At 59.8% G+C, this 11884-nt stretch carries 11 protein-coding genes; 3 read left to right on the top strand and 8 right to left on the bottom strand.

Annotation, left to right across the window (positions count from 1 at the left end; all coding sequences use genetic code 11):
* Nucleotides 1-56 precede the first annotated feature (56 nt).
* The 3 genes from mutT to AC2FF8_RS12410 are packed head-to-tail and all read right to left on the bottom strand — an operon-like array spanning nucleotide 57 to nucleotide 2533.
* Nucleotides 57-455: an 8-oxo-dGTP diphosphatase MutT gene (mutT, locus tag AC2FF8_RS12420; RefSeq protein WP_058275090.1), complete on the bottom strand. Its 399-nt coding sequence runs from the start codon at nucleotides 453-455 to the stop codon at nucleotides 57-59.
* Nucleotides 452-1678, bottom strand: a complete 1227-nt coding sequence (gene argJ, locus AC2FF8_RS12415; protein WP_496879836.1) for a bifunctional glutamate N-acetyltransferase/amino-acid acetyltransferase ArgJ — start codon at nucleotides 1676-1678, stop codon at nucleotides 452-454. The genes mutT and argJ overlap by 4 nt, the downstream gene beginning before the upstream one ends.
* A 6-nt stretch (nucleotides 1679-1684) precedes the next feature.
* Nucleotides 1685-2533 (bottom strand): peptidylprolyl isomerase, encoded by an 849-nt coding sequence (locus AC2FF8_RS12410; RefSeq protein WP_170345779.1) that lies wholly within the window; start codon nucleotides 2531-2533, stop codon nucleotides 1685-1687.
* Nucleotides 2534-2709: 176 nt separating this feature from the next.
* Here AC2FF8_RS12410 and secA point away from each other — a divergent pair, with 176 nt between their 5' ends.
* From secA to AC2FF8_RS12395, 3 genes are all read left to right on the top strand, one after another.
* Nucleotides 2710-5427: a preprotein translocase subunit SecA gene (secA, locus tag AC2FF8_RS12405; protein WP_496879835.1), complete on the top strand. Its 2718-nt coding sequence runs from the start codon at nucleotides 2710-2712 to the stop codon at nucleotides 5425-5427.
* 99 nt (nucleotides 5428-5526) lie between these two features.
* Nucleotides 5527-6444: a hypothetical protein gene (locus AC2FF8_RS12400; RefSeq protein WP_425079432.1), complete on the top strand. Its 918-nt coding sequence runs from the start codon at nucleotides 5527-5529 to the stop codon at nucleotides 6442-6444.
* Nucleotides 6445-6468: 24 nt separating this feature from the next.
* A complete protein-coding gene (locus tag AC2FF8_RS12395; protein ID WP_496879834.1) occupies nucleotides 6469-8025 on the top strand; it encodes a phosphate ABC transporter substrate-binding/OmpA family protein in 1557 nt (518 codons plus the stop codon).
* Nucleotides 8026-8028: 3 nt separating this feature from the next.
* Here AC2FF8_RS12395 and radC read toward each other — a convergent pair whose 3' ends face one another.
* From radC to AC2FF8_RS12370, 5 genes are read right to left on the bottom strand one after another with little or no spacing between them, the layout of a single operon-like run.
* A complete protein-coding gene (gene radC, locus AC2FF8_RS12390; protein WP_152459563.1) occupies nucleotides 8029-8784 on the bottom strand; it encodes a RadC family protein in 756 nt (251 codons plus the stop codon).
* A 35-nt stretch (nucleotides 8785-8819) separates the two neighbouring features.
* Entirely contained in the window at nucleotides 8820-9554 is a 735-nt protein-coding gene (locus AC2FF8_RS12385; protein ID WP_425079435.1) for an ABC transporter permease, read from the bottom strand.
* Entirely contained in the window at nucleotides 9551-10279 is a 729-nt protein-coding gene (locus AC2FF8_RS12380; RefSeq protein ID WP_496879833.1) for an ABC transporter ATP-binding protein, read from the bottom strand. Before AC2FF8_RS12380 ends, AC2FF8_RS12385 begins: the two co-directional genes overlap by 4 nt.
* Nucleotides 10276-10950 (bottom strand): thiaminase II, encoded by a 675-nt coding sequence (gene tenA / locus AC2FF8_RS12375; RefSeq protein ID WP_496879832.1) that lies wholly within the window; start codon nucleotides 10948-10950, stop codon nucleotides 10276-10278. Before tenA ends, AC2FF8_RS12380 begins: the two co-directional genes overlap by 4 nt.
* The gene (locus AC2FF8_RS12370) at nucleotides 10947-11882 is read right to left on the bottom strand and encodes an ABC transporter substrate-binding protein (protein WP_170345786.1); all 936 of its coding nucleotides are present in this window, start codon (nucleotides 11880-11882) and stop codon (nucleotides 10947-10949) included. Before AC2FF8_RS12370 ends, tenA begins: the two co-directional genes overlap by 4 nt.
* Between the last annotated feature and the right edge of the window lie 2 nt (nucleotides 11883-11884).

The raw sequence follows: 11884 nt of genomic DNA, 5'->3' as shown, positions 1-11884 counted from the left end.
AAGGAGAAAGATCAGCGTCAACTTTTTCGTGATGTTTTCCGGAATCTTACGAATTGTTACAACCAATCCCGCAAAATCGGGATCAGTGGCACATCCGCCGCTGGCATCGGGTAGTTGCGCAAGTCATTCGCCCGCACCCATTTCAGCGCCTGACCCTCTTTCGACTGCGGGATGCCCTCCCATTTGCGGCAGGCAAACAGTGGCATCAGCAGGTGGAAATCGTCATAGCTGTGGCTGGCGAAGGTCAGCGGCGCAAGGCAGGATGCCCAGGTGTCGATGCCCAGTTCCTCGTGCAATTCGCGGATCAGGGCGGCCTCGGGGGTTTCGCCCGGCTCGATCTTGCCGCCGGGGAATTCCCACAGCCCTGCCATGGATTTGCCTTCGGGGCGTTGGGCCAGCAACACGCGGCCCTCGATGTCGATCAGGGCGACAGCAGATACCAGTAAGGTCTTCACGAGCGATAATCCGCGTTGATCTCGATATACCCGTGAGTCAGATCGCAGGTCCAGACGGTGGATTTCCCCTCGCCCAGCCCCAGATCGACCGCAATCACGAGGTCCTGACCTTTCATATAGGCGGCGGCGTCTTCCTCGCGATAATCCGGGCTGACCCAGCCTTTTTCCGCCACCAGGATATCTCCGAAGGAAATGCTCAGCAGGTCACGGTCGGCGGCGGCGCCGGATTTGCCGATGGCCATGACAATGCGGCCCCAGTTCGGGTCCTCGCCCGCGATCGCGGTCTTGACCAAGGGCGAGTTGGCGATGGACAGACCATGCACCTTGGCATCCGAATCCGAAGCGGCACCGGTCACGCGGATTTCCACGAATTTGGTGGCACCTTCGCCGTCGCGCACCACTTGTTGCGCGAGGTCCAGCATCACCGTTTCAAGCGCCTCTGCGAAAGCGGCGTTTCCGGTGGCATCGACGCCCGAGGCTCCGGTCGCGCAGAGAAGAAGGCTGTCGGAGGTCGAAGTGTCGCTGTCCACAGTGATGCAGTTGAAGGTGCGGTCTGTCTGGGCGCTCAGCATTTCCTGCAACGCGGATTGCTCGACCTGAGCGTCGGTGAAGATATAGACCAGCATCGTCGCCATGTCTGGCGCGATCATGCCAGACCCCTTCGCAATCCCTGCAATAGAGACTGTTTTGCCGCCGATTTCGACCTGTGCGCTCGCCCCTTTCGGGAACGTGTCCGTCGTCATGATCGCCTGCGCGGCGTCTTCGATTGCATGGCGGCTGAGGCCGGATTTCAACGCCTCGAGCTGCGAGATGATGCGATCATGCGGCAGCGGTTCACCGATGACTCCGGTGGATGAGGTAAAGACCCGCTCGACCGGGACACCGGTCGCTTTGGAAACGGCCTGCGTCACCTCGGCAACCGATGTCTGGCCGTAATGCCCGGTAAAGGCGTTGGCGTTGCCCGAGTTCACAAGGATCGCCGCGGGTCCGTCGCTGGGGCCGCCGATTTTCTCCTGACAATCCAGAACCGGTGCCGCACGGGTGGCCGAGCGGGTGAAGACGCCCGCCACCGACGTGCCCGGATCAAGAACAGCCAGCATGACATCCGTGCGGCCCTGATAGCGCACACCCGCTTCGACGGTGGCAAAACGCACACCGTCAATCGCAGGCAGTTCAGGGAAAGACGCGGGCGCCAGCGGCGAAACCTTTGTGATCGTGGCCACGGGTCTTTACTCCTGAATCAGGTCCAGCTGGCGCATGATCTCGGGGCCTGCGCCTTCCAGCGCGGGGCGTTCGATCTGTGCCTGCTGGGTCAACTCGTCGATCCGCGCCTGAATGGCCTCTTGCTGAATGGATTGCGCCAGCTCATCGCGCACCGCGTCCAGTTCGGGGGCTTCGGTTTTGCGCTTGTCATTCAGCTTGACCAGATGCCAGCCAAATTGAGTTTGCACCGGATCCGACACCTGCCCTTTTTCCAGCGCGATCACTGCCGCCTCGAATTCGGGTACCATCTGGCCTTTTCCGAACCATCCCAGCGCGCCACCATTCGGGCCGGACGGACCGGTCGAGTTCTCGCGGGCGAGTTCCGCAAAATCGGCACCATCATCAAGCTGTGCCTTGAGCGCTTTGGCTTCTTCTTCCGATTCCACCAGAATATGGCTGGCGTCGAATTCGTCTTCACCCGCAAATTCATTGAAACGCGCATCGTAAGCGGCCTGAATGGCTTCGTCGGTAACAACATCGCTGGTCAGGGCCGCGACCGTCTGAACCGCCTGAAGCGACCGCTTTTCATTGTCGAGTGTCAGCGCGTTCCGCTTGTTCAGGCCATCCTGTTGCTGTCCCAGCAATTGCTGCTGGATCAGCTGTTCCAGAACGAAGTCGAACAGCACGTCGTCTTCCGCCTGCTGATATTGCGGTGGCAGAGAAGCGACGGTGGCGATCACGTGACCCAATGTGATCTCATCCCCGTTTACCCGAGCGACAACGGTCGACGCATCCGGCTGGTTTTCGGCGGCCAGCGGCAGGGCCATCACGGCGGCCAGGGCCAGCGATGGCAGAAAAGTGAGACCTTTGGGCATTGAATCATCCTATTTTCTTGCCGCGACAGGGCGCGGCGTTGACACTCTGGAACCTGCCGCTTACATCGCTTTGAAGCCTTGGACAGGGCCGCCTTTCACCCCCCGTATCTATGGGTTGCGCGCAAGGTGGGCAAGCCTGTCGCAACCACGAAAAGAACAGATCCTCTGGAGTGAACATGCTGGGACTCGGAACGCTCGCCAAAAAGGTGTTCGGAACACCGAACGACCGCAAGATCAAGGCGACCCGCCCTCTGGTCGAAAAGATCAATGCGCTGGAACCAGAGTTTGAAAAGCTTTCAGATCAAGATCTGATCGACAAGACCGAAGACCTGCGCAAGCGCGCACTGGATGGCGAAAGCCTGGACGACCTGCTGCCCGAGGCCTTTGCCAACGTACGCGAAGGCGCCAAGCGCGCACTTGGCCTGCGGGCCTTTGACGTGCAGCTGATGGGCGGCATTTTCCTGCATCAGGGCAACATCGCGGAAATGAAGACGGGCGAAGGCAAGACTCTGGTCGCCACCTTCCCGGCTTATCTGAACGCACTGACCGGCAAAGGCGTGCACGTCGTCACGGTGAACGAATACCTGGCCAAGCGAGACGCGGAATGGATGGGCAAGGTTTTTGCTGCCGTGGGCATGACCACCGGCGTGATCTGGTCCGGCCAGCCCGATGCGGAAAAACTGGCCGCGTATTCCTGTGACATCACTTATGCCACCAACAATGAGCTGGGCTTCGACTATCTGCGCGACAACATGAAGGCGGATCTGGAGCAGGTTTACCAGAAACATCACAACTTTGCGATCGTGGACGAGGTCGACTCGATCCTGATCGATGAAGCGCGGACGCCGCTGATCATCTCGGGTCCTGCGCAGGACCGGTCTGACCTGTACACCGCGATTGATGCCCTGATCCCGACGCTGAGCGAAGATCATTACACCCTGGACGAAAAATCGCGCAATGTGACCTTCACCGATGAAGGCAACGAATTTCTTGAGGCACAGTTGCTTCAGGCCGGCCTGATTCCCGAAGGCCATTCCCTGTATGATCCGGAAAGCACCACCGTCGTGCATCACGTCAATCAGGCGCTGCGTGCACACAAGCTGTTCCAGCGCGACAAGGATTACATCGTGCGCGACGGCAACGTTGTTCTGATCGATGAATTCACCGGCCGCATGATGCCGGGCCGTCGCCTGTCCGAAGGTCTGCATCAGGCGATCGAAGCCAAGGAAAAGGTTCAGATCCAGCCGGAAAACGTCACATTGGCCAGCGTGACATTCCAGAACTATTTCCGCCTGTATGACAAACTGAGCGGCATGACCGGCACCGCGCTGACCGAAGCCGAAGAATTCGCCGAGATCTACGGTCTGGGCGTGGTCGAAGTTCCGACCAATCTGCCGATTGCCCGTATCGACGAAGATGATCAGGTCTATCGTACGGCCGCCGAAAAATACAACGCGATGATCGCCGAGACGAAAAAGGCGCAGGAAAAGGGCCAGCCGGTTCTGCTGGGGACCACGTCGATCGAAAAATCCGAACTGCTCAGCCAGATGCTGACCAAGGAAGGTATCAAGCACAACGTTCTGAACGCCCGCCAGCACGAACAAGAGGCACAGATCGTTGCTGATGCCGGTCGTCTGGGTGCAGTAACCATCGCCACCAACATGGCCGGTCGCGGCACCGACATTCAGCTTGGCGGCAATGTAGATATGAAGGTGATGAAAGCGATTGCCGAGAATCCAGACGCGGATCCGTCTGAACTGCGGGCCGCCGAAGAAGCACGCCACGCCGAGGAAAAAGAAAAGGTTCTGGCTGCTGGCGGCCTTTACGTCATGGCATCCGAACGCCACGAAAGCCGTCGAATCGACAACCAGCTGCGCGGTCGTTCCGGCCGTCAGGGCGATCCGGGCCGAACGGTGTTTTACCTGAGCCTCGAGGATGACCTGATGCGCATCTTCGGCTCGGAACGGCTGGACAAGGTATTGACCACGCTGGGCATGAAGGAAGGCGAAGCGATCATCCACCCCTGGGTGAACAAGTCGCTGGAACGCGCGCAATCCAAGGTCGAAGGCCGCAACTTTGACATGCGCAAGAACGTTCTGAAGTTCGACGACGTGATGAACGACCAGCGGAAGGTGATCTTCAGCCAGCGCCGCGAGATCATGTCTGCGAACGACCTGTCCGAGATCGTCTCGGATATGCGCGAACAGGTGATTGACGACCTGATTGACGAATACATGCCGCCGAAATCCTATGCGGATCAGTGGGATACCGAGGGCCTGCACGAGGCGATAAAGGACAAGCTGAACATGGACGCCCCGGTTCAGGACTGGGCCGCCGAAGAAGGCGTGGATGACGAGCAGGTGCGCGAACGTCTGATCAAGGCTGCGGATGAGATGATGGCGCAGAAGGCCGTCGCCTTTGGCCCTGAAAACATGCGCAACATCGAAAAGCAGGTTCTGCTTCAGACCATCGACAGCAAATGGCGCGAGCATCTGCTGACCCTGGAACATCTGCGCTCGGTCGTTGGGTTCCGCGGATATGCCCAGCGCGATCCGCTGAACGAATACAAGAACGAAAGCTTCCAGCTGTTCGAAAGCATGCTGGATTCCCTGCGCGAAACCGTGACACAGCAATTGTCACGCGTACGTCCGCTGACCGAAGAAGAACAGAAAGAAATGCTGGCGCAGATGGCAGGGCAGCAGGCGCAGGCGCAGGAGGCCGTGGACAAGGCCGCGAAACAGGCCGAAGCCAAGGCAGAGGCTGCGGCCTCGGGCGATGCGCTTCCCGGGTTCGACGAAAGCGATCCATCGACCTGGGGGAACCCGTCGCGAAATGATCCGTGCCCGTGTGGCTCGGGCAAGAAGTTCAAACACTGCCATGGCCGACTGACCTAACGTCACCCGCCGAATCCACAATGTGTTCGTCTCGCGGCCACAAATTGGCCGCGATTCGTGGCGAATGTGCGATTTGCTCCTTCAACTGGGGAGGGTGTCTTGTTTGTAGTTCGAAACTACGTGACCATGTGCGGCACGGTCGCTTGTGCTTTAGGCATAGGCTACCTGATGCAAAACGGACCAACCGCGCAGCCGGCGAACGCGGGGGATAGTGTTGATGTTGCCTCGGCATCTCAGCAATCTTCGGTTTTGTCGGGGTTGGATGCTATCGTACTGACTTCGGCTCCGGCGTCTGACGCAGATTCCGGGGCGGCAGCGCCCGAACCCCGCGCGGTGCCGTCAGCCCCGAAAACGACGGATTGCAACATCAGCGCGCGCGCCGTCGCCGTCCCCGGCGCAATGGCACAGCTGTCGCTGCGGGCACCCTGCCACCGAAACGAACGCGTTGAAATTCATCACAGCGGCCTGACGGTCAGCCAGAACACTGACGATTACGGTGCCTTGGGCATGACCATCCCGGCACTGTCGGAATACGCGATTTTCCTGATTTCATTCGAAGATGAAACCGGTACGGTCGCCACCACTCACGTGACCGACATTGCCGAATATGACCGCGTCGTCCTGCAATGGCAGGGTGATACCGAGTTGCAGATTCACGCGCTGGAATTCGGGGCAAGCTATGGCAGCAGCGGCCATGTGTGGGATGAGTCCTCGGCAAATGGCGCAGGAGAGGTTCTGCGCCTGGGCCAGACGGGTCTGGGCAGTGCCAAAAATATCGAAGTCTATTCCTTTCCGACAGGCGCGTCGGGCCGGTCCGGCACCATCGACCTGACGGTCGAAGCCGAAGTAACCGAAGCCAACTGCGGGCAAACGCTGAATGTGCAGGCGCTGGAACTTCTGTCAGATAGCCGCCTGCGGTCGCGCGACATGTCCCTGACCCTTCCGGATTGTTCGCAGGCCGGTGAGTTTCTGGTGTTGAATAATCTGCTCTCAGACCTGACAATTGCGGCAAAGTAATCCGCAGGCAGGCTCGACTCTCTTATGACTTTCTTTCGTGCGGCTGTGACCGCGCTGTTTACCGTTGCAGGTGCGACCTGTGCAATGGCGCAGGACATCACGCTGACGTCTCATGACGGCAAGGTCGAAGTAACAGGCAACCTGCTGGGCTTTGACGGCGAATTCTACCGTGTCGATACGCAGTTCGGTGAGTTGACCGTTGATGGCTCGGGCGTCACCTGCGACGGACCTGCGTGCCCCAGCCTGACGGATTTCGTAGCCGAGTTGTGGTTTTCCGGATCGTCTGTCATGGCCGAAACGGTCCTGCCCGCCCTGATCATCGGGTTTGCGCGGCAGGAAGATCTGACCGCAACGCCTGCCCGCGTGGATTCGGACACCTTCGTCTATGAACTTTTTCAGTCAGGCCGTGACGCCCCGTTGGCGCGGTTCTACTTTGACGTTGGGACCACGGATCGTGGATTCGCCAAGCTGATCGAAGACCAGACAGATATCGTGATGGCCCTGCGCGAAGTACGCGAAGCAGAGCGGGATGCAGCCGAAGCCGCGGGGCTGGGTGATTTGAAACGGGCCCGGCGATCCAGGGTTGTTGCATTGGACGCCATGGTTCCGGTGGTGGCGCCCGATAGTGTGATGCGTCAGATTTCGCTGGCCGATTTGGCGCGCATTCTGTCAGGTGAAGTGAAGAACTGGGTGGACCTGGGCGGGCCGGATGCTCCGATCGCCTTGCATGTGCCGGATCCGGGTTCGGGGCTGGCGCAGGCTGTCGAGGATCAGGTATTGAAGACCGCTGGTGTGGAACTGACCGATACCGCAATTCGTCACACTCGAACAAGCGACCTGACCAAGGCCGTGGCCAAAGACCCGTTTTCCATCGGAATCGCCAGCAAGGCGACAGCCGGCGATACCCGTGCCCTGCCGTTGACCGGAGGGTGTGGGCATCCGCTTGCCGCAACCCGTCAATCGATCAAGACCGAAGATTATCCGCTGAATCTGCCGATGTTCCTGTATCTGCCCGAACGCCGCCTGCCGCGGATCGCACGGCAGTTTCTGGCCTTTAGTCTAAGCCCCGGGGCTCAGATGGCCATTCGTGACGCAGGTTACGTGGATCAATCGCCCGAAACCTTGCCGGTTGGCGTACAAGGCGACCGGCTTGCCAATGCCATCGCCACCGGAGGGCCCGAAGTTGGGCTGGACGAGCTTCAGCGCATGATCGAAACCCTGCGCCCGCTGTCGCGCCTGTCCCTGTCGGTTCGGTTCGAGCCCGGATCATCCCGTCCGGATGCGCAGTCACGCTCCAATATTCAGCAACTGGCACATATGCTTGACGCCGGAACACTGAAGGCACGCAAGCTGGTGTTTGCCGGCTTCAGCGACGGGGATGGCGGGGCCGCCACCAACGCCCGCATTGCCCTGCGGCGTGCACAGACCGTACGAAACGCGGTATTGGCTGCGGCCGAGACATCGATATCAGACAGTATCGAGGTGGTCGCGGAAGGGTTTGGCGAAGCAATGCCGATGGCCTGTGACGACACCGAATGGGGCCGCAAGGTCAACCGCCGGGTTGAAATCTGGGTGCAGTGAAGGTCACAGATACCCTTCGGAGCGAAAGCTCAACTCAGTCGATTTTCCAATGATCAGGTGGTCGTGAAGGGTCAGGCCCAACGCCGAACAGGCATCCTGAATACGGTTTGTCATGTCGATATCCGACTGCGAGGGCGTCGGATCACCCGACGGGTGGTTGTGCACCAGAATCAGGGCCGAGGCATTCAGTTCCAGCGCTCGTTTGGCAACCTCGCGCGGGTAAACCGGCACGTGATCCACGGTGCCCTTGGCCTGTTCCTCATCCGCGATCATTACGTTCTTGCGGTCCAGATAGAACACGCGAAACTGTTCGATCTCACGATGTGCCATGGTGGTGTGGCAATAATCCAGCAGTGCATCCCAGCCCGAGATCACATGCCGCTGCATCACCCGGGCGCGGGCCATCCGATGGGCGCAGGCCTCAAGAATTTTCAGGTCGGTAACCACGGTATCGCCAACGCCCTTGATCTGGCGCAGTCGTTCCTCGGGCGCGGTCAGGACACGATTGAAATCACCAAAAGTGTCCATCAACGCCCGCGCCAGTGGCTTCACATCCTGCCGGGGAATGGACCGGAACAGAACCAGCTCCAGCAGTTCGTAATCCGGCATCGCCGCCGACCCGCCGGTCATGAACCGTTCGCGCAGCCGCTTGCGGTGGTCTTTTATGTAGGAGGGTAGCCGACCAGAGGGCAGCGGCTGCGCCGGCGCTTCGTCCGTATCAAACAGCATCGGGGCTTCGGCAAAGGCGTCCTGTGTCATGGGCTCACCCTCACCCAGAATCGGTTTCTGATTGGTTAATGCATCTCGCCCGCCATGCGTGCCGTGGCCCGACGGACAACCATGTGCAGAAGGATCGAGAACACACCCAGCGTCAGCATCGCGGCAAACATGAGATCGGTCTTGGCACGCCCATTGGCCAGCAGCATCAGGTATCCCAACCCCTGCGACGAGCCGACCCATTCACCGATCACCGCTCCGATCGGGGCATACACCGCCGCCAACCGCATCCCCGAAGCCAGCGAGGGCAGCGCCGCCGGAATGCGGATATGCCACAATACGGCGCGCTTGCTGGCCTGCATCGTTCGGGCCAGATCCAGATATCCCGAAGGGGTGCGCATCAGCCCGTCGAAGAAAGACGAGGTGATGGGGAAATAGATGATCAGCACCGCCATGGCGACCTTGGACCAGAGCCCATAGCCCAGCCACAGCGTCAGCAACGGTGCCAATGCGAAAACCGGCAGAGCCTGCGTGAACACGAGCATCGGCTGCACCAGCACCCGCGCCGCCCGCGAATTCGCCAGTTGCAACGCAGTGACGACACCCAGCAGCGTCCCGCACGCCATACCGATCACCACTTCGATCGCGGTGATCCAGGTGTGCTCGGCGATCACCCAGCGGTTCTGCCACCAAGTTTCGGCCACGACGGCGGGTCCGGGCAGGATGAACTTAGGCAATCCGGTCAGGGTCACGATGCCCTGCCAAATCAGCAAGGCAAACAAAGTTGCGGCCAATGCAGAAAAATACCTCATGGCGCGCCCTCGCGGAGAAGACGCAGCAAGGCACCCTGGGTTTCCAGTGTCTCCAGATCATCCACGCGGCGCGGGGCCGGGGCCAGGGGCGGATCGCAGGGCGTCAATCCGTGCTGCGTCATCACCACGATGGATTGCCCCAAACGCGCAGCTTCGGCCGGATCATGGGTCACAAGAAGGACGGTGCGCCCGTTCAAAGCTTCGGCGGCCAGATCCTGCATGTCAGCGCGGGTGCGGGCATCGAGCGCCGAAAAGGGTTCGTCCAGCAAAACAACGGGACGATCTTCCATCAAGGTCCGGGCCAAAGCGACACGCTGGCGTTGCCCACCGGACAACGCGTTGGGCTTCTTGTTCATGTGATCCTGCAACCGCATACGTTTTATAAGGCGGTCGCGTCGATCAAGATCAACGGTTTCACCACGCAAACGCGCGCCCAGCGAGACATTCTGCGCGACGGTCGCCCAAGGCAACAGAAGATCATCCTGCGCCATGTATGAGACACGCTCAGCCACAGGCAAGCCATCACTGGCCGTGATGTGGCCAGCGAAGGCGGCCCCGGTCTCGAGCCCCGCAATCAACCTCAGAACCGTGGTTTTTCCCACGCCCGAACCGCCCAGCAGGCACGTCCACGCCCCGGCCCCAAGGGTCAGGGTCAGCGGCGCAAACAGGGTCGCGCCGTCGATTGTGGCAGTGCCGTTGATGGTCAGTTCGGGCGCAGGGGTCATGGCGTCAAACCCATCTGCCAGAAGTCAACCTCAAGCTCTGTCGCCTTGCGGAAGGTCTGGCACAGTCGATCCCAGCGTGGCGAACTCTGATAATCTGCCCCAATACGTCGTGTTAGAGCTTGATCCAGCAACTCGCCGACCGCCACACATGCGCCTTGGTAATCTTCACCGGCATACGTGTCGATCCAGCCGCGATATGTCCCGGACGTTGCCTCGGCGGACAGCCGCGTACCGATCTCGCCATATCCCATGACGCAAGGAACAAGCGCCGCCAGCAGATCCAGAAGGTCTCCGCTGTAGCCTGCTTCCAGGACAAACCGGGTATAGGCCAGATTCTCGTGACGCTCTGGCGTGGCAAACAGCTCTGCCTGCGAGATGCCTTCTGCCGCGCAGATACCGATATGCAGTTTCATCTCTTCGCTGATCAAACCGTTCACGGTTCGCGATGCGGCAAGCATTTCTTCATGCGTTTCCGATTTCACCACCGCCAGGGCCCACGCGCGGCTGAAGTGGATAAGGAACACATAATCCTGCCGCAGATAATGCAGAAACGCCTCGCGTGGCAGCGTTCCGTCTTTCATGCCCTCTACGAAGGCGTGGCGGGTATAGTCCCGCCACGGCCCCGCCGCAGCATCACGCATCAGCGCGAAGGCTTTGCCATAGTTGCTCATTGCGCGGTCACGTCGATGGCGATGTCACTGACCGGAAGGACGCTGTCGATCATCCCGCTTTCGTTCAGGAAGGTTTCGAACCGGGCATAACGACCGGCATCAAAACCTGCCGGACGCAGTGCAAAGCGCGGCAGTGTATCAACCCAGGCGCGGGCATTCAGCTCGTCCTGAAGTTCGGGCGAGGTGGCCGCAAAGATCTCCCAGCTTTTCTCCGGATTGTTGACGATATATTGAGTCGCTTTTTCTGTCGCGGCGAGGAACCGGGCAATCTTGTCCTTGTCCATCGTATCCGGATTGGCGACATAGATCAGTTCGTCATAAGACGGAACGCCTTCTTCCTCGATATAGAAGCAGGTGCCGGGACGACCTTCGATATCCATCTGGTTCAGCTCGAAGTTGCGATATGCGCCAATGACCGCATCCACCTGACCGGTCATCAGCGACGGCGAGAGGGAAAAGTTGACGTTGATCAGCTCAACATCGCCCAGCGCAACATCATATTTGCCCAGAACGGTGCCAAGGATGGCTTCTTCGACCCCTGCAACCGAGAACCCGATTTTTTTACCCTTGAGGTCGGCCGGCGACTTGATTGGCCCGTCTTCCAGCACCAGAAGGCAGTTCAGTGGCGTCGCAACCAATGTGCCGACACGCTTCAGTGGCAGGCCCTCGTGAATCTGCAAGTGCAATTGCGGCTGGTAAGACACCGCCAGATCGGCTTGGCCGGCAGCCACCAAACGGGGCGGGGCGGACGGGTCGGCGGGCGGAACGATCTCGACCTCAAGCCCCTGTTCGGCAAAATAGCCGTTTTCCTGCGCCACGATGATGGGACCATGATCAGGGTTGATGAACCAGTCCAGCAGGACGGTCATTTTGTCTTCGGCCCATGCCGGCGCGGCGGCCAGAAGGGCGATGGCTGTCATCAGCTTTTTCATGT

This window comes from Ruegeria sp. YTSA144 (assembly GCF_059610125.1).
This window is presented reverse-complemented; position numbering and strand designations above follow the sequence as displayed.

Coding starts and splice junctions, on each gene's coding strand:
- AC2FF8_RS12410 (WP_170345779.1), bottom strand. CDS start 2,533: ATGCCCAAAGGTCTCACTTTTCTGCCATCGCTGGCCCTGGCCGCCGTG.
- secA (WP_496879835.1), top strand. CDS start 2,710: ATGCTGGGACTCGGAACGCTCGCCAAAAAGGTGTTCGGAACACCGAAC.
- AC2FF8_RS12395 (WP_496879834.1), top strand. CDS start 6,469: ATGACTTTCTTTCGTGCGGCTGTGACCGCGCTGTTTACCGTTGCAGGT.
- radC (WP_152459563.1), bottom strand. CDS start 8,784: ATGACACAGGACGCCTTTGCCGAAGCCCCGATGCTGTTTGATACGGAC.
- AC2FF8_RS12385 (WP_425079435.1), bottom strand. CDS start 9,554: ATGAGGTATTTTTCTGCATTGGCCGCAACTTTGTTTGCCTTGCTGATT.
- AC2FF8_RS12380 (WP_496879833.1), bottom strand. CDS start 10,279: ATGACCCCTGCGCCCGAACTGACCATCAACGGCACTGCCACAATCGAC.
- tenA (WP_496879832.1), bottom strand. CDS start 10,950: ATGAGCAACTATGGCAAAGCCTTCGCGCTGATGCGTGATGCTGCGGCG.
- AC2FF8_RS12370 (WP_170345786.1), bottom strand. CDS start 11,882: ATGAAAAAGCTGATGACAGCCATCGCCCTTCTGGCCGCCGCGCCGGCA.